The 19,398-nt window shown below is 59.8% G+C and carries 19 protein-coding genes; 3 read left to right on the top strand and 16 right to left on the bottom strand.

Annotated features, from left to right (window positions below; genetic code table 11):
- Positions 1 to 3: 3 nt before the first annotated feature.
- From ACIQ39_RS06975 to mnmG, 6 genes are all read right to left on the bottom strand, one after another.
- Positions 4 to 921, bottom strand: a complete 918-nt coding sequence (locus ACIQ39_RS06975; RefSeq protein ID WP_396433890.1) for a ParB/RepB/Spo0J family partition protein — start codon at positions 919 to 921, stop codon at positions 4 to 6.
- Between the two features lie 2 nt (positions 922 to 923).
- A complete protein-coding gene (locus ACIQ39_RS06970) occupies positions 924 to 1,460 on the bottom strand; it encodes an RBBP9/YdeN family alpha/beta hydrolase (RefSeq protein WP_396433889.1) in 537 nt (178 codons plus the stop codon).
- Positions 1,461 to 2,231 (bottom strand): ParA family protein, encoded by a 771-nt coding sequence (locus tag ACIQ39_RS06965; RefSeq protein ID WP_396433888.1) that lies wholly within the window; start codon positions 2,229 to 2,231, stop codon positions 1,461 to 1,463.
- Between the two features lie 18 nt (positions 2,232 to 2,249).
- Positions 2,250 to 2,864, bottom strand: a complete 615-nt coding sequence (locus ACIQ39_RS06960) for a LysE family transporter (protein ID WP_396433887.1) — start codon at positions 2,862 to 2,864, stop codon at positions 2,250 to 2,252.
- Positions 2,865 to 3,039: 175 nt separating this feature from the next.
- A complete protein-coding gene (gene rsmG, locus ACIQ39_RS06955) occupies positions 3,040 to 3,684 on the bottom strand; it encodes a 16S rRNA (guanine(527)-N(7))-methyltransferase RsmG (protein ID WP_396433886.1) in 645 nt (214 codons plus the stop codon).
- The gene (gene mnmG / locus ACIQ39_RS06950; RefSeq protein WP_396433885.1) at positions 3,681 to 5,663 is read right to left on the bottom strand and encodes a tRNA uridine-5-carboxymethylaminomethyl(34) synthesis enzyme MnmG; all 1,983 of its coding nucleotides are present in this window, start codon (positions 5,661 to 5,663) and stop codon (positions 3,681 to 3,683) included. The genes rsmG and mnmG overlap by 4 nt, the downstream gene beginning before the upstream one ends.
- A gap of 264 nt (positions 5,664 to 5,927) precedes the next feature.
- Between mnmG and ACIQ39_RS06945 the strand changes: the two genes are divergently transcribed.
- Positions 5,928 to 7,238, top strand: a complete 1,311-nt coding sequence (locus ACIQ39_RS06945) for a Glu/Leu/Phe/Val dehydrogenase (RefSeq protein WP_396433884.1) — start codon at positions 5,928 to 5,930, stop codon at positions 7,236 to 7,238.
- A 66-nt stretch (positions 7,239 to 7,304) separates the two neighbouring features.
- Here ACIQ39_RS06945 and ACIQ39_RS06940 read toward each other — a convergent pair whose 3' ends face one another.
- Complete coding sequence (locus ACIQ39_RS06940; RefSeq protein ID WP_396433883.1) at positions 7,305 to 7,772, bottom strand: Lrp/AsnC family transcriptional regulator; 468 nt, start codon at positions 7,770 to 7,772, stop codon at positions 7,305 to 7,307.
- Positions 7,773 to 7,891: 119 nt separating this feature from the next.
- Here ACIQ39_RS06940 and ACIQ39_RS06935 point away from each other — a divergent pair, with 119 nt between their 5' ends.
- Positions 7,892 to 11,458: an indolepyruvate ferredoxin oxidoreductase family protein gene (locus ACIQ39_RS06935; RefSeq protein ID WP_396433882.1), complete on the top strand. Its 3,567-nt coding sequence runs from the start codon at positions 7,892 to 7,894 to the stop codon at positions 11,456 to 11,458.
- A gap of 167 nt (positions 11,459 to 11,625) precedes the next feature.
- On the opposite strand, the gene minE is transcribed toward ACIQ39_RS06935, so the two are convergent.
- From minE to ACIQ39_RS06900, 7 genes are all read right to left on the bottom strand, one after another.
- Positions 11,626 to 11,886, bottom strand: a complete 261-nt coding sequence (gene minE / locus ACIQ39_RS06930; protein WP_396433881.1) for a cell division topological specificity factor MinE — start codon at positions 11,884 to 11,886, stop codon at positions 11,626 to 11,628.
- Between the two features lie 3 nt (positions 11,887 to 11,889).
- On the bottom strand, positions 11,890 to 12,705 hold the full coding sequence (minD, locus tag ACIQ39_RS06925; RefSeq protein ID WP_396433880.1) for a septum site-determining protein MinD: 816 nt from the start codon (positions 12,703 to 12,705) through the stop codon (positions 11,890 to 11,892).
- Positions 12,706 to 12,739: 34 nt separating this feature from the next.
- Positions 12,740 to 13,531 carry a septum site-determining protein MinC gene (gene minC, locus ACIQ39_RS06920; protein ID WP_396433879.1) on the bottom strand — a complete coding sequence of 264 codons (792 nt, stop codon included), beginning with the start codon at positions 13,529 to 13,531 and terminating at the stop codon, positions 12,740 to 12,742.
- A 294-nt stretch (positions 13,532 to 13,825) separates the two neighbouring features.
- Positions 13,826 to 14,038 (bottom strand): DUF2788 domain-containing protein, encoded by a 213-nt coding sequence (locus ACIQ39_RS06915; protein ID WP_396433878.1) that lies wholly within the window; start codon positions 14,036 to 14,038, stop codon positions 13,826 to 13,828.
- Positions 14,035 to 14,883 carry a DUF2189 domain-containing protein gene (locus ACIQ39_RS06910; RefSeq protein ID WP_396433877.1) on the bottom strand — a complete coding sequence of 283 codons (849 nt, stop codon included), beginning with the start codon at positions 14,881 to 14,883 and terminating at the stop codon, positions 14,035 to 14,037. The genes ACIQ39_RS06915 and ACIQ39_RS06910 overlap by 4 nt, the downstream gene beginning before the upstream one ends.
- Before the next feature lie 123 nt (positions 14,884 to 15,006).
- Entirely contained in the window at positions 15,007 to 15,534 is a 528-nt protein-coding gene (locus ACIQ39_RS06905) for a Spy/CpxP family protein refolding chaperone (protein ID WP_396433876.1), read from the bottom strand.
- Between the two features lie 103 nt (positions 15,535 to 15,637).
- The gene (locus ACIQ39_RS06900; protein ID WP_396433875.1) at positions 15,638 to 15,835 is read right to left on the bottom strand and encodes a heavy-metal-associated domain-containing protein; all 198 of its coding nucleotides are present in this window, start codon (positions 15,833 to 15,835) and stop codon (positions 15,638 to 15,640) included.
- 63 nt (positions 15,836 to 15,898) lie between these two features.
- On the opposite strand from ACIQ39_RS06900, the gene ACIQ39_RS06895 reads away from it, so the two are divergent.
- Entirely contained in the window at positions 15,899 to 18,118 is a 2,220-nt protein-coding gene (locus tag ACIQ39_RS06895; RefSeq protein WP_396433874.1) for a heavy metal translocating P-type ATPase, read from the top strand.
- 101 nt (positions 18,119 to 18,219) lie between these two features.
- On the opposite strand, the gene ACIQ39_RS06890 is transcribed toward ACIQ39_RS06895, so the two are convergent.
- Both ACIQ39_RS06890 and ACIQ39_RS06885 read right to left on the bottom strand, forming a co-directional pair.
- Positions 18,220 to 18,981 carry a hypothetical protein gene (locus ACIQ39_RS06890; protein ID WP_396433873.1) on the bottom strand — a complete coding sequence of 254 codons (762 nt, stop codon included), beginning with the start codon at positions 18,979 to 18,981 and terminating at the stop codon, positions 18,220 to 18,222.
- Positions 18,982 to 19,168: 187 nt separating this feature from the next.
- On the bottom strand, positions 19,169 to 19,398 hold a 230-nt coding region (locus ACIQ39_RS06885), incomplete at its 5' end, for a hypothetical protein (protein ID WP_396433872.1).

Below are 19,398 nucleotides of genomic sequence, written 5' to 3'. Positions count from 1 at the left end.
TGGCTAAGCGCGTAATTTATCAATCAGTCCATTGAGCTCGTCGAGCGACCCGAACTGGATGCTCAACTCACCCAACTCCTCCATCCGACCCGCGCGTTTGACGCGTTTCTTGACGCGCACCTCGACCTCGGCCATCAGCAAATCGGACAGCTCTTCTTCAATGCGGCGAATGTCTCGGGACTTTTCCTTTTTCGGTTTTTGCGTGACCAAATGGAACTCGGCGCCGAGTTTTTTGACCAAACTTTCGGCCTCTCTCACCGACATCTTACGGGCGCTGATCTGATTGGCCGCCGTGATTTGTGTCGCTTTTTCAAGAGACAGCAGCGCCCGCGCATGCCCCATGTCCAAATCGCCCGCCATCAGCATGGTCTGCACCGGCTCGGCCAAATTGAGCAGGCGCAACAGGTTGCTGCCCGCGCTGCGCGAGCGACCGACCGCTTGTGCAGCAGCTTCGTGAGTGAGCCCAAACTCTTTGATCAGGCGTTGCAAGCCTTGGGCTTCTTCGAGCGGGTTGAGGTCTTCACGCTGGATGTTTTCAATCAAGGCCATGGCCGCAGCGGCCTCGTTGGGCACGTCACGCACCAAAACAGGGACAGCGTCCAAACCCGCCAAACGGGACGCCCTGAAACGCCGCTCGCCCGCGATGATCTCGTACTTGCCCGCGTGCTCACCCTCCTTCAACTGCCGCACCAAGATCGGCTGCATGATGCCCTGCGCCTTGATGGACTCGGCCAGCTCGTACAAAGCGCCCTCGTCCATGCGGGTGCGCGGCTGGTACATGCCGGGCACCATCTGGTCGAGCTTGAGTTGGCTGGGCAGGCCGCTTTCGGCATAAGACGCGGTGTCAGGCGCCTCCTGCACCGTGGGGCCCAGCAAGGCTTCGAGTCCGCGGCCAAGGCCTTTGGGTTTTTTGGTGACCATGGTCAATCCTTGTGTAATGTTTGCAGCAGCGCATGGCCTTGCGGCCAGTCGCCCAGCGATGAATCGGCATGGATGCCCCCAGCTTCAACCGGACTCACCCAGCGTGCACCCCAATCTTGGGCCAGCGCTTGGGCCAGCTGCGGCGGGCCATACGGGTCATTTTGGCTGCCCACCACCAGGCTGCGAAAAGGCAAAGCTTGGCGGGGTATGGGCGACCATCCGGGCAGACGGTCTTTTAACGTGGCCGCATCGGTGTCGGCGGGGGCCGCCAGCAAGGCCCCACGCACCCGCGCCGTGTGCCGTGACACGCTGGCCCAAGCGGCCACCAAAATACAGCCCAAACTGTGCGCAGCCAACACCACAGGGCCAGGCGTGTCGATCACCGTCTCCTCCAAGCGGGCCATCCAATCCCCCCGCAGAGGCTTGAGCCAATCGTTTTGTTCGACCACGGTGTACCCATGCAAACGCGCCCAGCGCATTTGCCAATGCGCGTGGCCTCTGCCTTGCCAGCCCGGCAAAATCAAGACCGTGGCACGCATTCAAAGCGGTGGTGCACGCTGCACCAACTCACGCGCAAACTCGACATAGGCTTGGCTGCCCTTGGCCGAGGCGTCAAACACCACCCCAGGCAATCCGTAGCTGGGGGCTTCGGCCAGGCGCACATTGCGCGGTATCACCGTGTCAAACACTTTGTCGCCAAAGTGCGCCTTGAGCTGGTCACTCACCTGCACTTGCAAGGTGATGCGCGGGTCATACATGACGCGCAGCAAACCAATGATCTTCAGCTCTTTGTTCAAGTTGGCATGCACCTGCTTGATGGTGTTGACCAAGTCCGTCAGGCCCTCCAGCGCAAAGTACTCGCACTGCATGGGCACGATCACGCCATGGGCCGAGCACAAGCCATTGAGGGTGAGCATGGACAAAGACGGCGGGCAGTCGATCAGCACAAAGTCGTAATCGGCATCGACCACGACAATCGCATTCTTCAGCCGTTGGTCGCGGTGCTCGAGCTGCACCAGCTCAACCTCGGCTCCGGCCAACTCGCGGTTGGCGCTCAGCACGTCATAGCCGCACTTGTCGGCCTTGACCACCGCCTCGGCCACCGATGCCGACTCCAACAACACGTCGTACACGCTCAGCGCCACCGCGCGCTTATCGATACCCGAACCCATGGTGGCATTGCCCTGTGGGTCCAAATCGACCAGCAACACACGCTGACCGACTTTGGCCAGACCAGCCGCCAGGTTCACGCTGGTGGTGGTTTTACCAACACCCCCCTTTTGGTTGGCAATGCAGAAAATTTTGGCCATGCTTGAAATCCCCGGTGCTTATTTGGACAAGGCCATCTTGAGCCCAAAGCCGATCAGGCACGCACCCGCCAGCTTTTGCAAAAACCCCGAAAAACGGGGATTGGCCCGAATGCGTTCGGCCATGTGGTGCGTGATCAGCACCACACCAAAGCAATACATGAACCCCAAGACTGCAATGGTCAAAGCCATCACCGCAAAAGTGATCCAACCCTGATGATGGACCGGGTCAATGAACTGCGGAAAAAACGCAAAGTAAAACATGATGGCCTTGGGGTTGAGCAAGGTGATGAACATCGTTTCCCGAAAATAATGCCCGGGCGTGATCTGAATGCTGGGCCCCTCGCCCGGCTTGGCGGTGATCATTTTGTAACCCAACCACGCCAGATACGCCGCACCCAACCACTGCAATGCCATGAACAGCGGCGGATAGGTCTTGAGCAAAGCCGCCACCCCAGCCACCGTGAGCCAGAGCAAAATCTGGTCCCCCAACAGCAAGCCCAAGACCGAAGCCAAGCCCCCCGCCACCCCGCCCTTGCTGGCCGAGCTGATCAAGGCCAGATTGCCAGGGCCAGGCAAAAACAAGAGCAAGACAAAAGCTGCTGCAAACGCGCCGTAATCCGAGATGCCGAACATGGGTTTTCTTTGAAGGGAATGGGGCGAGTGTACGTGATGCCTGTACCGATGTGCGCAGGCGCCGCCTCTTGTTTCACGTGAAACACCTGCCGATCGGCAAAGAGGCCCGTCTTTTTCAGGACACAAGCGCAGCGGCGGTGAGGGGCCAGAGGCAAAAAGCCCCACCCCTCCAGACTCAAGGCCCAGGCTTCATCCACACCATGCACCGCTCCACATCCAGGCCCGGCAGGGTCAAAGGTTCCACGTGAAACACTTTGACATCCGCTGGCAGCGCCTTGATTTCGTCCTGCGGCTGCTTGCCCTTCATGGCCATCCACACCCCGCCCTCGGCCAAGGCCCGGCGTGACCAAGTCACAAAGTCGGGCAAAGATGCAAAGGCGCGGGAGCAAATGACCGGATAGGGGTCAAGCAAAGATTCGACGCGGGCGTGGATGCCGCGCAAATTGGGCAGTTTCAGGCTGGCCGCCACCTGCTGAACAAAGGCGGCTTTTTTGGCCACGGTGTCCACACAGCTCACATCCAGCTCGGGCATGCAAATGGCCAGCACCACACCAGGCAGGCCGCCGCCCGAACCCACGTCCAGCACCTTGGTCGGCTGGCCCTGGGTGTGGCGCGACAAAGGCGCAACAGCCGTCAAGCTGTCCAGCAGGTGGTGGGTCAGCATGTCCGCCGGGTCGCGCAAAGCGGTCAGGTTGTAGACCTTGTTCCATTTCTGGATGAGCGCCACGTAGTCCAAAAGAAGCTGGACTTGTTCGTCCGACAAACTCAGATTCAGGGCCTTGGCACCCGAGCGCAAGCCCACCTCCAAACTCACACTCATGCCCGAACACCCACCTCAGCACGATCATCGGCGGCTTGCATGAAGCCCTTAAAGCCGCCCTTCTTCAGGTGAATCAACAACAGCGACACACTGGCCGGCGTGATGCCCGAGATGCGCGAGGCTTGGCCCAGGGTTTCTGGGCGGTGCTTGGCTAACTTTTGCCGCGCCTCAATCGACAAGGCCGAGACCTGCATGTAGTCCAGACTTTCAGGCAATCGCAGGTATTCGTAAAAAGCAGCCCGCTCCACCTCGCCCTTTTGACGGTCGATGTAGCCCGAGTACTTGGCCGCGATCTCCACCTGCTCGATCACCGGGGCGCTCAAATCACCCAGCGTTTCACGTGAAACATCAGCACTGACCATGCGGCCACCGTCCAAAGTCATCAGGGCCGGATACGTCACATTGGGCCTGCGCAACAAATCGAACAGGCTGTGCTCATGCTCAATCGCCTTGCCCAGCACCCGCTCAGACTCGGCGGCTGGCAAGTTGCGTGGATTCACCCAGGTGGACTTCAGGCGCTCTGTTTCACGTGAAACAGCATCGCGTTTGCGGCTGAACGCGTCCCAGCGGGCATCGTCCACCAAACCCATCTGCCGCCCCGCCTCGGTCAAGCGGGCATCGGCATTGTCTTCGCGCAGTTGCAGGCGGAACTCGGCCCGGCTGGTGAACATGCGGTAGGGCTCGGTCACGCCCTGGGTCACCAGGTCGTCTACCAACACGCCCAGGTAAGCTTGGTCACGCGCAGGCAACCAGGCCGCTTCGCCCCGGCATTGCAGCGCGGCGTTGATGCCGGCAAACAAGCCCTGGGCGGCGGCCTCTTCGTAACCGGTGGTGCCGTTGATCTGCCCAGCAAAAAACAAGCCGTTGATCTGCCGGGTCTCAAAACTGTTTTTCAGCGCGCGGGGGTCAAAGTAGTCGTATTCGATGGCGTAACCGGGGCGCAAGATATGGCAATTTTCCAGCCCCTTCATCGAGCGCACCAGTTCGTACTGGATGTCAAACGGCAAGCTGGTCGAAATGCCGTTGGGGTAAAACTCGTGCGTCGTCAAGCCTTCGGGCTCCAGAAAAATCTGGTGGCTGTCCTTGTCGGCAAAGCGGTTGACCTTGTCTTCCACACTGGGGCAATAGCGCGGGCCCACACCCTCGATCTTGCCGGTGAACATGGGGCTGCGCTCAAAGCCCGAGCGGATGATCTCGTGCGTGCGCTCGTTGGTGTGGGTGATCCAGCAGGGCACTTGCTGCGGGTGCATGCTGGCCTGGCCCATGAAGCTGAACACCGGCACACCACCGTTCGGCGTCATGCCGCCGGGCACGCCGTCACCCGCTTGCTCGGTGCACTTGGCAAAGTCGATGGTCCGGCCATCCAAACGCGGCGGCGTGCCGGTTTTCAAACGCCCTTGCGGCAGCTTGAGTTCTTTCAAGCGGGCCGACAAACTCAGGGCAGGCGGGTCGCCCGCCCTGCCCGCCGCATAGTTTTGTAGACCGACATGGATCTTGCCGTCCAAAAACGTGCCTGCGGTGAGCACCACGGTGCGCGAACGGAAGCGGATACCCACCTGCGTCACCGCCCCCACCACCCGGTCACCCTCCACCATCAAGTCGTCCACCGCTTGCTGAAACAGCCACAAATTGGGCTGGTTCTCCAGCATGCGGCGAATCGCGGCCTTGTACAAAATCCGGTCGGCCTGGGCGCGCGTGGCGCGCACCGCCGGGCCTTTGGAGCTGTTGAGGATGCGAAACTGGATACCGCCCTCGTCGGTGGCCAGCGCCATCGCACCACCCAAAGCATCAACCTCCTTGACCAAATGGCCCTTGCCAATGCCGCCGATGCTGGGGTTGCAGCTCATCTGCCCCAGCGTCTCGATGTTGTGCGTGAGCAGCAGCGTTTTACAGCCCATGCGGGCACTGGCCAGTGCGGCCTCGGTGCCAGCATGGCCGCCGCCGACCACAATCACGTCGAATTCTTGAGGGTAAAGCATGAGAGTCTGCCCTTTGAAGGCCAAAAATGGGCGCCGCCTGCGCCGTGGGCCGCCCTGCCACGGGGCGGCTGTAGCGGCAGATTTTACAGTCAGGGGTGCATGTGCGCGAGCCCTGCGGGCAGGGCCATGGCTTGGGCGGTCGCATAGCCCGGGGTTATGCGCCAAACGCATGGGCTGAAAGCCAAGCGGCCTTGGACGAATGCGCGGTGCCAGCCTAAGATTTGAGGCACTGACAAACCGTCAGTTTCAAGAAAGAAAAGCACCATGTCCAAGCCAAACGCAAGCAGCACCGCCAAAAGCGCGCACGCCTTGCCCTCTTATCTGAACCCTGAGCACCTCGGCCCCTGGGGCATTTACCTGCAGCAAGTCGACCGCGTCACGCCCTATTTGGGCAGCTTGTCGCGCTGGGTCGAAACCCTCAAGCGCCCCAAACGCGCCCTGATCGTGGATGTGCCCATCGAGCTGGACAATGGCACCATGGCCCACTTTGAGGGCTACCGCGTGCAGCACAACACCAGCCGTGGACCCGGCAAAGGCGGCGTGCGCTTTCACCAAGACGTGACCCTGTCCGAGGTCATGGCCTTGTCGGCCTGGATGTCGGTGAAAAACGCCGCAGTCAACCTGCCCTTCGGCGGGGCCAAGGGCGGTATACGGGTCGACCCCAAAACCCTGTCACGCGGCGAGCTGGAGCGCCTGACGCGCCGCTACACCAGCGAGATCGGCATCATCATCGGGCCGAACAAAGACATCCCCGCACCCGATGTGAACACCAACGCGCAAATCATGGCCTGGATGATGGACACCTACGCCATGAACGAAGGCACGAGTGCCTTGGGCGTGGTCACCGGCAAGCCGCTGGCCTTGGGTGGCTCCTTGGGCCGAAACGAAGCCACTGGCCGAGGCGTGTTCACCGTGGGCCACGAGGCCGCCTTGCACATTGGCCTCAACATCACCCAAGCCAAAGTGGCGGTGCAAGGCTTTGGCAACGTGGGCGGCATCGCCGCCAAATTGTTCGCGCAGGCCGGGGCCACGGTGGTGGCGGTGCAAGACCACGGCGGCACGGTTTACCAAGCATCGGGGCTGGATGTGACGGCGCTGCTGCGCCATGTGGCCGAGCACGGCAGCGTGAACGGTTTTGAGACTGCCGAGGTTTTGGACGATGCAGCGTTTTGGAGCGTGGACTGCGACATCCTCATCCCGGCGGCGCTGGAACAACAAATCACGGCCGACAACGCGCACCTGATCAAAGCCCGCATGGTGATCGAAGGGGCCAACGGCCCCACCACACCCGAGGCCGACGACATCTTGCACGCGCGTGGCATTTTGGTGGTGCCCGACGTGATCGCCAACGCCGGGGGCGTCACCGTCAGCTACTTTGAATGGGTGCAAGATTTCTCCAGCTTCTTCTGGAGCGAAGACGACATCAACACCCGCCTGGTGCGCATCCTGCGCGAGGCCTTTGCAGGCATTTGGCAAGTGGCCGACACGCACCACGTCAGTCTGCGCACCGCCACCTTCATCGTGGCATGCACGCGCATCTTGCAGGCGCGCGAGTTGCGCGGGCTGTACCCTTAAAAACCTCCCGCCCCCCAACCCCAAGCGCCCGAAGCCCAGGAATCGCCCAGAGCTCAGGCCCAGAGCTCAGGGCTTGAGCGGCAAGGCCCCTGCGGCCTTGACCTCGCCCAGCGAGAAGCTGGTGTGCAGGTCTTTCACATTGGGAAGGTTGAGCAAAACATCGCGTGCAAACTGGCTGAAGCTGTTCAGGTCCTTGCTGACCACCTGCAACTCAAAGGTGCCGGTGCCGCTGATGTAGTGGCACGACACCACCTCGGGGATTTTGAGGATGGCCTCTTCCAGTTGGCGCGTCACGTCGCCCCGGTTGCGCTCGGCGTCCAGGCGCACAAAGGCCAACACATCCAAGCCCACTTTTTGCCGGTCAATCTCGGCCCGGTAGCCCTTGATGACGCCCGAGTCTTCCAAGGCCCTCACCCGCCGCCAACAGGGTGCAGCAGACAGGCCCACGCGCTGCGCCAACTCGGCATTGGTCAAGCGGCCATTGGTTTGCAATTCATTCAATATGGCCCAATCGAATTTGTCCAGTGTTTCCATAAGCGTCTTTTTTGAGCAAGATTCTTCCAAATCTTAGGGCAAACGCTGTCCCCGAAAGCAAGCACCTGTCGGCTCAGCCGACCTACACTGTGATTTCTCTTTCGTTTGCAGGACACACCATGAACGCCCCCTTGCCCGAATCGATCCGCCAAGCTTTAGAAACCGTAACGCTGGACGACAAGTACAGCCTCGATATCGGCAGGGCCTTCATGAGCGGCGTGCAGGCGCTGGTCAAGTTGCCCATGCTGCAACGCCAGCGTGACGCGCTGCAAGGCAAGAACACGGCGGGCTTCATCAGCGGCTACCGGGGCTCGCCCCTGGGCAGCTATGACCAGTCGCTGTGGAAGGCCAAAGACCACCTCAAGGCCCAGCACATCGTGTTCCAGCCCGGCGTGAACGAAGAGCTGGCCGCCACCGCTTTGTGGGGCACGCAACAACTGGGTTTTGCGCCACCCGGCACCAACAAATACGACGGCGTGTTCGGCATCTGGTACGGCAAAGGCCCCGGCGTGGACCGCTGCTCTGACGTGTTCAAACACGCCAACATGGCCGGCACCACGCCGTGGGGCGGCGTGCTGGCGGTGGCCGGTGATGACCATGTGGCCAAAAGCTCCACGGCCGCCCACCAAAGCGACCACATCTTCAAGGCCTGTGGCCTGCCGGTGTTCTTTCCGGCCAGCGTACAAGACATCCTCGACCAGGGTCTGCACGCCTTGGCCCTGAGCCGTTTTGCGGGCATTTGGTCGGGCATGAAGACCATCCAAGAGATTGTGGAGTCGAGTGCCACGGCGCACATCGACCCTGAGCGCGTGCAAATCGTGCTGCCCGAATTTGTCATGCCGCCAGGTGGCGTGCACATCCGCTGGCCCGACAATGCGCTGGAACAAGAAGCGCGTTTGTTTGACTACAAGTGGTACGCCGCACTGGCCTACATCCGCGCCAACAAACTCAACCACAACGTGATTGAAGGTCCCAAGGACCGTTTTGGCCTGATCGCCAGTGGCAAGGCCTACAACGACACGCGTCAAGCTTTGCTGGACTTGGGTTTGAACGACGCGCGTTGCCGCGAGTTGGGCATCCGTTTGCACAAGGTGGGCGTGGTCTGGCCCCTCGAAGCGCAGACCACCCGGGAATTTGCCACCGGCTTGCGCGAGATTTTGGTGGTCGAGGAAAAACGCCAAGTCATCGAGTACCAACTCAAAGAAGAACTCTACAACTGGCGCGACGATGTGCGCCCGCACATTGTTGGCAAATTCGAAGAAGCCGAGGGCGACACCACAGGTGGCGAATGGTCGGCCCCCAACCCGATTGCGCGCACCCTGCTGCGGGCCAGTGCCGACTTGACCCCCGCCATCATCGCGCGGGCCATTGCCAAACGGCTGAAAAAACTGGGCATCGATGCCGACACCCAAGCCCAAATCGACGCGCATTTGGCCGTGCTGGAAGCCAAAGACCAGGCCATGCAAACGCTGACACTGGGTGCGGCGGCAGACCGCACGCCTTGGTTTTGCTCAGGCTGCCCGCACAACACCTCGACCAAGGTGCCTGAAGGCTCGCGCGCCATGGCCGGCATTGGCTGCCACTTCATGAGCTTGTGGATGGACCGCAGCACCACCGGTTTCACCCAAATGGGTGGCGAGGGCGTGCCATGGTCAGGCCAACAGCCCTTCAGCACCGACCAGCACATTTTTGCCAACATCGGTGACGGCACCTATTTCCACAGCGGCATCTTGGCGGTGCGCCAAAGCGTGGCCTCGGGCGTGAACATCACCTACAAAATTTTGTACAACGACGCGGTGGCCATGACCGGTGGCCAGCCCGTGGGCGAACGCTCGGAAGGCCACAGCGTGGTGCAGATCTCCATGAGCATGAAGGCCGAAGGTGCGCAGCGTATCGCGGTCGTGACCGATGAGCCTGAAAAATACGAGGGCGTGGCATTGGCCGAGGGCGTGCGCGTGTTCCACCGCGACGAGCTTGACCGCATTCAACGCGAAATGCGCGAGATCAAAGGCACCTCGGTCATCGTGTACGACCAAACCTGCGCCACCGAAAAACGCCGCCGCCGCAAGCGCGGCACCATGGTGGACCCTGCTGTGCGGGTGATGATCAACGAAGCCGTGTGCGAGGGCTGCGGTGATTGTGGTGTGCAGTCCAACTGCCTGTCGGTAGAGCCCCTCGAAACCCCCTTGGGGCGCAAACGCACCATCAACCAAAGCACCTGCAACAAGGACACCAGCTGCCTCAAGGGCTTTTGCCCCAGCTTCGTGACCATCGAAGGCGGCACTTTCAAGAAAAAAGCCAGCTCGGCCAACACCTCCAGCAGCGCCGCCTTGAGCCCAGCCAGCTTGGGCGCTTTGCCCGAGCCCAGCTTGCCCAGCATGAGCCAAGCCTGGGGCATGGTGGTGGCCGGCGTGGGCGGCACCGGCGTCATCACCATTGGCCAGTTGTTGGGCATGGCCGCGCACATCGAGGGCAAAGGCATCGTCACGCAAGACTCGGGCGGTCTGGCGCAAAAAGGCGGTGCGACCTGGAGCCATATCTTGGTGGCCAACACGCCCGACGAGATACGCACTACCCGCGTGGGCATGGCTTCGGCCGACCTCATCATCGGCTGCGACCCCATCGTCAGCGCCTCCAAAGAGACCACCTTGCGCATGCGCGCAGGCCGCACCCATGTGGCGCTGAACAGCCACAGCACCCCCACCGCTGCCTTTGTCAAAGACGGCAACTGGGAAAACCCCGCCGACCAATGCGTGGCCAGCATCTCTGCACAAGTGGGTGCCGACGGTGTGAGTGCTTTCGACGCCGAAACTTTGGCCAAGCAACTGATGGGCGACACGATTTATGTGAACCCCATGATCCTGGGCTATGCCTGGCAAAAAGGCTGGGTGCCTTTGCACCGCGAAAGCATCCTGCGGGCCATGGAGCTGAACGATGTGCAGGTCAAAAACAACCAAGTCGCGTTTGAATGGGGTCGGCACGCTGCCCACCAGTTGCCGGCCTTGATGCAAAAGATGCAGCCCAGCCAAGTGGTGCAATTCAAAAAGCGTGAAAGCTTGGATGAACTGATCGCAGACCGTGTGCAGCGTTTGACCGATTACCAAAACACCAGCTATGCCCAGCTCTACCACGACATCGTCCAACGTGTGCGTGCCAGCGAAGCGCCCTTGGGCAAAACCTTGCTCAGCGACACCGTGGCCCGCCAGTTGTTCAAGCTGATGGCCTACAAAGACGAGTACGAGGTGGCCCGCCTGCACACACAAACCGGTTTCTTGGAACGCATCAACAACAGCTTTGAAGGCGACTTCAAGGTGCACTACCACCTGGCCCCACCCCTCTTGTCCAAACGCAACGAACGCGGCGAATTGGTCAAACAAAAGTTTGGCCCCATCATGCAAACCGCTTTCAAGGTGTTGACCAAATTCAAAGCTTTGCGCGGCACCAAGTTGGACCTTTTAGGCCGCACCGAAGAACGCCAGACCGAACGCGCTTTGATTCGGGAGTACATGCAACACATTGACCGCGTGCTGACGGGCCTGAGCAATGAAGGCCACGCGCATGCGGTCGATGTGGCGCGTGTGCCCGAGACCATCAAAGGCTATGGCCATGTCAAAGAGCGCAACATCCGGGCCGCACGTTCGCTGTGGGCGCATTTGGCAACAAAAGAGCAAAGCCTGCTGGCCTGATTCGAACCCTCACGCAAGGTCTGCGCTGACCATGAAAAAACCCCCGAGCCTGTCGGGGGTTTTTCTTTGGGCAGGCGGGTCAGTTCAGGCTGAGCCAAGCGGCAAAGTGCTCAGCCCAAATGGGTGCTCGCAGCACGCCAAAAACATGACGCTTGAACCGCTTTTTTTCAGCGCACGTCGGGCAGCTCGATCTTGACTTCCAAAACTTCCAGATTGTCTTGGCGTTCCAGATTGACTTTGATGTCGTCTGGATTGATCTTGATGTACTTGCTGATCACGGCAATCAATTCACGTTGCAGGTCAGGCAGGTAATCGGGCTCGGCCACATGGCGACCGCTGCGCTCGTGCGCCAAGATGATTTGTAAACGCTCTTTGGCCACACTGGCGGTTTTTTTCTTTTCGCCCAACAGGAAAGAAAGAAAGGACATGGCTCACTTGCCTCCAAACATGCGCTTGAAGAAGCCAGGCTTCTCGGCGTCGATGAAGCGCATGGGCTTGTCTTCGCCCAAAAAGCGTTCAATCACGTCTTTGTAGGCTTCTGACACGTCGCTGTTGGCCATGTGGATGGCGGGCGTGCCTTGGTTAGAAGCTTGCAAGACGTTTTCGCTTTCTGGAATCACGCCCAGCAGCTTGATGCGCAAAATGTCCTGAATGTCTTGCAAAGACAGCATCTGGCCTTCTTCGACACGGCTGGGGTTGTAGCGGGTGATCAACAGGTGTTCTTTGATCGGCTCCAGACCTTCGATCGCCCGCTTGGTTTTGCTGCCCAGCATGCCCAAAATGCGGTCTGAATCGCGCACCGAAGACACCTCGGGGTTGGTCACCACCAAAGCTTCGTCGGCAAAGTGCATGGCCATCAGAGCACCGGTTTCAATGCCCGCGGGCGAGTCGCACACGATGTACTCAAAGCCCATGCTGCTCAGGTCGTTCAAAACTTTCTCAACGCCTGCTTGCGACAAAGCATCTTTGTCACGGGTTTGCGAGGCCGCCAGCACAAACAGGTTGTCGCACTGCTTGTCTTTGATCAAGGCTTGGTTCAGATTGGCTTCGCCCTGGATCACGTTGATCAAGTCGTACACCACTCGGCGCTCACAGCCCATGATCAGGTCCAGGTTGCGCAGACCGACATCAAAGTCAATGACGGCGGTTTTGAAACCCTTGAGGGCCAGGCCCGTTGCAAAACTGGCGCTGGTGGTGGTTTTACCCACACCACCTTTGCCGGAGGTCACCACCACAATTTTTGCCATGGAACAACTTTCTTGGACGCGGTTAAAAAAACAATCAGCTTTTCAAGGCGCTGATCAGCAACTTGTCCCCATCAGGGCCAGATTGCAAACTCACTTGTGCAGCTTGGCCCAGCACTTCGGCAGGCAAGGCATTTTCGCTGGTGCGGTAGACCCCAGCGATGGAAATCAGTTCGGGCTCCATCACCAAGGCAAAAATTTGCGCTTGCGCATTGCCTCGGGCACCGGCAATGGCTTTGCCACGCAATGCACCGTAAACATGGATATGGCCATCGGCAATCACCTCAGCACCCGCGTTGACCATGGCCAACACAATCAAATCGCGCCCTTTGGCGTACACCTGTTGACCCGAACGCAAGGGCTTGTCGATGACCATGGCACCCCAAATCGGTGCCGCGGGCGGTGTGGGCAAGCTTGGCACCTCAGGCGCAGGTGTTGGTGCAGGTGTACAAGCAACTGGCAATGAAGGCTCAATGGGCGCAGAACGGCGTATACGGGCATCCGAGGCGTCCACCAAGCCCAATGCCTTGGCTTGCGCTAAAAGCGCCTGCTGCGCCCCTTTGATGGCCAAAGGCACCAAATGCTGTTCACGCAAAACGGCCAACAAACCAAGCAAGTCCAGATGGGCATGTGCCGTGGGTTCTAAAGCACTCACATCCACCAGCACCGGGTCTTGGTCAAAAAAACCAGGTGTTTCGGCCATTTGCTGCTGCAAGGCAGAAGAAACCGCTTGCACATCAGCCGTTTTCAACACCAAGGCCAACAAAGACAGGTCAGCACTTTTGATGTCGTAACCGTTTTGTGGGGGGTCTTCTGAAACGATCGCCATGGTGCTGTGGGGGTTGGAAAGACGCAAATCTTAACAGCCCAATCAAGTGCTTTGCATGCTTCTTATCTCTCTATGTTCTTATATCATTCAATAGTGGTAGTAGTAAGAGGCCATGCTTTCTGTGCACAAGTCGGTTTTGTTGTGCTTTGACAAGGGCTTGTCCTGCTTTGAAAGCTGTGCGTGGGCTTGGTTTTTTGCTGTCACGCTTTGATGAACAACTTTTGAAAACCAGACCAAACTGTGGATAACTGTGTTTTTGCAGCATTTCTATCCACAGCTTTTTCCCAAAACGGATCACACATCCAACATCCACTGGATAAGCCCCTTGGCGACAAAGCCCAACATGCCAAAGGCCAGGCCAAGAAAGATGACAAAAGTTCCAAACTTCCCTGCTTTGGACGCCCAGGCCAACTGGCCAATGATGAACAACATGTACAACATGAAGGCCCCCACACCGATGGTCAAGCCAAATGCTGCAAATTCTTCTTCGCTGAAACCCCACATCATGGTCTTGCCTGACGGGGTAAGCGCTCTTCCAAGTCAGATGTGTCCACCATGTCGCGGTAGGCATGCCAACTGGCATGTCCCAACACCGGCACGATCACCACCAAACCCAAAAACACGGTGCCCATGCCCACCACACTGAGCAAGCTGATCAGAAAAGCCCACAAGAGCATTTGAAACGGGTGTGTCAGCACGGCTTGCCAGCTGGTGAGCACGGCTTGCAAAACAGTCACCCGACGGTCCAATAACAAAGGCATCGCGATCACACTGGAGGCGAACATGGGCAAGGCCAAAACAGCACCCAATCCTGTCCAGATCTCAAACAAATACCCTTGTTTGGCCAACACCACATGGTGTACAAAATCGAGCGGTGTGTGGATGGGTTGAGGTGACAACAAAGTGATCAGTGCAGCCGATGTGATCACCCAGCCTGTTGCTGCCAAGCCCAGCAACAGGCCAAAGCGGATCAGACTCCAGTAACTGTCAACGTCATGGCGCAATCGCATTTGCCACTGTGTCCAGGTGTTGATCAAAAGAGCCATGTCCGCGCGGTCACCGCGCTCAATAGCCCGACTCATGGCGTACAAACTGGTGGCCAAGACCGGTGCGACCACCAAAAACCCCGACAAAGCGCCAGCCAAAAGCCAAAACCGGTCGTGTGCAAACCATGTGATGCCAGCACCCAACAAAGCCAACACCCAGCCATGCAACAAACTCAGCCCGGGCGCATGCAACACATCTTTGAAACCCAAAATCAGCCATTTAAACACCTGGCTTTTCAACAAGGGCTTGATGGGCGCCAAGGCGTGCGCATTTTGAGTGGGCAGGGTGTGCTGTGGTCTTGTCATCAGCACAGCTTACCCAGCACAGGCAAGCTCAGGTTTGACATGTGTCAAATCCAAAAATCAAAGCAAAAAAAGGCCACTTGAAAAGTGGCCTAAAAGAACATGCAAAAACCAATGGGCCGAGGGTCAATGGCGGCTGTGGTGCCCGTCTTGGTGGCCCGTTTTGGAATGCATTTTGTAAGCCATGACGCGCAAGGCGCTTGCCGTCTCGCTGTCAAAGACCTGCTTTTGCTGGTTTTGCAAAACGGCATAAAAAAGCCGGGTGGCATCGGCGCGTTTTTGCATCTCGCTGTGCTGTGCGGCTTGGCTTGCTTGCATTTGGTCAATGCGTTCGGGCGTGGTCATTGCGCTCAAAGCGGCGCGGTCGGGGTAGGCCATCTTGCCCGCTGGTGATTGCATGCTTTGGGCAAATGCGGTCCAAGCGGCTTCTTGGCTGGTGTCGAGCTTGAGCTTGGCCTTGAGTGCATCCAGGCTTTGGGCTTGTCGGCCGGCCATTTTGGCGTGCTTTTTTTGCATGCGTTCGGCCCTTGGGCTGTCTTGCGCAGCAATGGGTGCGGTTTGCGCCATGGCCAAGCCCGAAAGACCGAGGCACAGGCTGGCTGCAATGCTTGAAATGCGCAAAGTGCTGCGCAGTGAATCACGGTTTGTCAACATCAAAACATCCTTTGGTTGGTGGGATGCTTGCAGTGTGGCGGGCCCATGTATCGGGCAGGTACCCGTGTGGTGCTGATTTGTAAAGACGCGGCGTTTCACCGCATCAGGCGATGACTTGGTAAGCCTGAGCGATCATGGCTTGGGCCAAGGCGTCGCGGCTGCAGGCAGAGTCAATGCGCACAAGCTTGTCTTGCCGCTCAATCACGACTTGGGCCTGTGCATCCAAAGCCAGCACAGCTTGTGTGATGGCTTTCTCGCAATGTGCGCAAACCATGCCCTCGACGCTGAAAATGTGGTTCATGATGTGTCCTTTTCTTGACCCCTGAAGGTCGCGCACAAGCATAGACCAAAAGCGCTGCATGCCATGACACCCATCAAGACCGAGCCCGCACGCACGTATGACATTGGCATCGATGGGATGACCTGTGCCTCGTGTGTGTCGCGGGTTGAAAAAGCCCTGAAACAAATACCGGGCGTACTGAACACCAGCGTCAACCTGGCCACCGAATCGGCGCGCGTGCAAGTCGATTCCTCAGAGGTTTCCGATGCGCGTTTGCGCCGCGCTGTGCGCGATGCGGGGTACGCGCCGCGCAGCCCTGAGGCACAGACGGACGCAAGCCTTGAATCGGCCTGGAAAGGCTTTGCCCCCGTGGCCATGGGTTTGCTGCTGACCACACCCTTGGTGTTGCCCATGCTGGGCGAGGTGTGGTCTTGGCATTGGATGCTGCCCGCATGGCTTCAATTTTCTTTGGCCACACCGGTGCAGTTTGTTTTGGGTGCGCGCTTTTACAAAGCCGGCTGGCACGCGCTCAAGGCACGCACCGGCAACATGGACTTGCTGGTGTCTTTGGGCACCACCGCCGCTTGGGCCTTGTCGGTGTGGCTGTGGCTCACCGCGCAAGAGGGCCACACGCCGCATTTGTACTTTGAAGGCGCGGCAGTGGTCATCACGCTGGTGCTGCTGGGCAAGTGGCTGGAGTCGCGGGCCAAACGCCAAACCACCGAGGCCATCCGCGCCTTGCATGCTTTGCGGCCCCACACGGCACATCACTTGGGCCGTGACGGCGAGGTGGATGTGCCGGTTGATGAAATTTTGGTGGGCGACACCCTTGTGGTCAAACCCGGCGAGCGCTTGCCACTGGACGGCGAGCTGCTGGAGGGCCTGACCCAAGTGGACGAATCCATGCTCACGGGTGAGCCTTTACCAGTGGCCAAAGGGCCGGGCAGCGCGTTGACGGGCGGCGCCATCAATGGCGATGGCCGCGTGCTGATGCGTGTCACCGCCGTGGGGCAGGCCACCGTGTTGTCCAACATCATCCGTTTGGTCGAAGACGCGCAAACCGGCAAAGCGCCAATTCAGCGCTTGGTGGACCGCGTGGCCGAGGTGTTTGTACCGGTGGTGTTGGTGGTTGCGCTGTTCACCCTGGGCACCTGGCTGGTCTTGGGGGCTGACTTTGAAACCGCCCTCATCCATGCCGTGTCGGTGTTGGTGATCGCCTGCCCTTGCGCTTTGGGCTTGGCCACGCCGGTGGCCATCATGGCGGGCACGGGTGTGGCGGCGCGGCACGGCATCCTCATCCAAGACGTGCAGGCGCTGGAACTGGCACACCGCGTGCAAACCGTGGCCTTTGACAAAACCGGCACCTTGACCGCTGGCCAAGCACGCTTGACCGCCTACCTGCCCGCGCCGGGGCAAGACGCACAGCACAACCTGGCCTTGGCCGCCTGCGTGCAAAGCGGCAGTGAGCACCCGTTGGCGCGTGCGGTGGTGAATGCGGCCCAAGCGCTTGGCTTGCATGGTGGGCAAGAACCCGCACAAGCCCTGAACTTGACTGCCGTGCCGGGCCAAGGTGTGCAAGCCACGCTGAACGGTCGGCAACTGTGCTTGGGCAGCTTGCCGTGGCTGCAAGAACAGGGCTTGGACTTGGCGATGTGGCGCGCAGACATCGAAGGCTTGCAGGCCCAAGGCGCCAGCCTGTCGGCCATGGCCGAGCGCACGCCAGCCGGCTTGCAAGGCCTGCTGCTCATGGGCTTTGGCGACGAGCCCAAAGCCGGGGCCGCCAGCGCTTTGGCGGCTTTGCGCGCACGCGGCTTGAAGCTGGTGATGGTCTCGGGCGACAACCTTGCGGCTGCCGAGGCCATGGCCCGCCGCTTGGGGCTGCGGCCCGAGGACGGTGAAGTTTTGGCCAATGTCTTGCCCGGCGACAAAGCCGCGCAGGTGCAGCGGCTGCGCGCCAAGGGCCAGGTGGTGGCCATGGTGGGCGACGGCGTGAACGACGCCCCGGCTTTGGCCGCTGCCGATGTGGGCATGGCCATGGGCACGGGCACCGATGTCGCCATGCACGCGGCGGGTATCACGCTCATGCGGGGCGATGTGGCCCTGGTGGCCGCAGCGCTCGACATCTCGGCCCGCACGGTGGCCAAAATCCGGCAAAACCTGTTTTGGGCCTTTGCCTTCAATGTGGCCGGCATCCCACTGGCGGCCATGGGCTACCTGAACCCCATGCTGGCGGGCGCAGCCATGGCGCTCAGCTCGGTCAGCGTCATGCTCAACGCCCTGCTGCTCAAGCGCTGGAGGCCTTGAGCGCCAGGCGGTGTCAAGCGCGGCCTCAGCCCTTGGTCCCCTCAAGGCAAGCGGTTCACCAGGCCAAGGGGCAAGCCATCACTGGACAGCCGCATGAGAACTCAGTAACCCCGAGGAATCACAAAAGTGCGCTCGTTCTTTGCGTCATTCCAAGGCCCACGGAAGCCGCCGCGATTATTTCCCTGGTCAGGCGCCACTTCAATACACAGCCGCTGCTCGGGGCCACATTTGTCCAAGCGAATGCGACCGCCCTTTCTCTCCAGAAAAACCACGCTCGCCTGCATGCGTGCCATCTCTTCTGAAAACGCCTGCCGCTGAGCCGTTAGTTCGGCCTGTTGGCGTTGCACTTCGGTTTGTTGTGCCTTGATTTGCTGCACGCCCACCACCGCCACCACCAAGGTGGCAAGCACGCCCAGCGCACTCAGCGCGGTCCACTGCCATGCGTGCCGATAGCCTGCATGGCGGATGCGCGCCTCCATCTCGTTGGCCATCTTTGCCACACTGCCAATGCGCTCGACGGCGGGGGCCGTGGTCCCGCTCCAAAGACGCGTCACCGCATCATGCGTGACACCCAGCGCACGGTCCATGGCAGATTGAATCGACTTGTCTGCAGCCTCAGCGATGGCCGGTATGGCATCTGCGGTGGCGCGACGCAAAGTCTCGGAAACCTCGGCCGAATTGACGGAGGCCTTGGCCAGCGTCAAGCGCTCTTTGCTCAGTGCTTCGCGCTCAGCGCTCAGGCAGGCAATGGCGTCTTGCACCGCCAATTGGTTGTCTTCGGCCAACTCAAACAACTTGCGCAGTTGTTTGTCGTGTTCGGCGTAGTTGAAGGCTGGTGAGGGTGGGGTGGTGGCAGTGTTCATGGTGTGTATTGACGCGGGAGGGGAGATTCAAACGCACGCCGCTGTGCGGCTTGCGTGCACGGAAATAGTTGACCTGGGCCTCAATGAGGCCTGGCCTGCTGTGTGTCCAAGGGGCACCTTCTCAGGAGGTTTTGGGGCCGCTGGACGGTTTGAGGCCAGCTTGCTGTCACCCAAGCAACGCGTGTCTTTAATCAGCACGGTCTCTCCCAGTTGAGCGCGTGAGCGTATTTTGTGAGGGCGCGGTCAGCACGGGGGCTTGGCGCAGCGCAGGGCTGGGCCACTGGCTGTCGTCATCGAAGCGCGCCATCCAGAGCGGGCCGCTGATGTCGTCAAAGCGCGGATTCGGGTCATCGTCCCAGGGGTCCAGGCTGGTCAGCTCAAGGTCGTTGCAGCGCACCGGCTTGATCAAACGGTTGG

Source organism: Limnohabitans sp., from assembly GCF_044361645.1.
Taxonomy (GTDB): Bacteria; Pseudomonadota; Gammaproteobacteria; order Burkholderiales; family Burkholderiaceae_C; genus Limnohabitans_A.
This window is presented reverse-complemented; position numbering and strand designations above follow the sequence as displayed.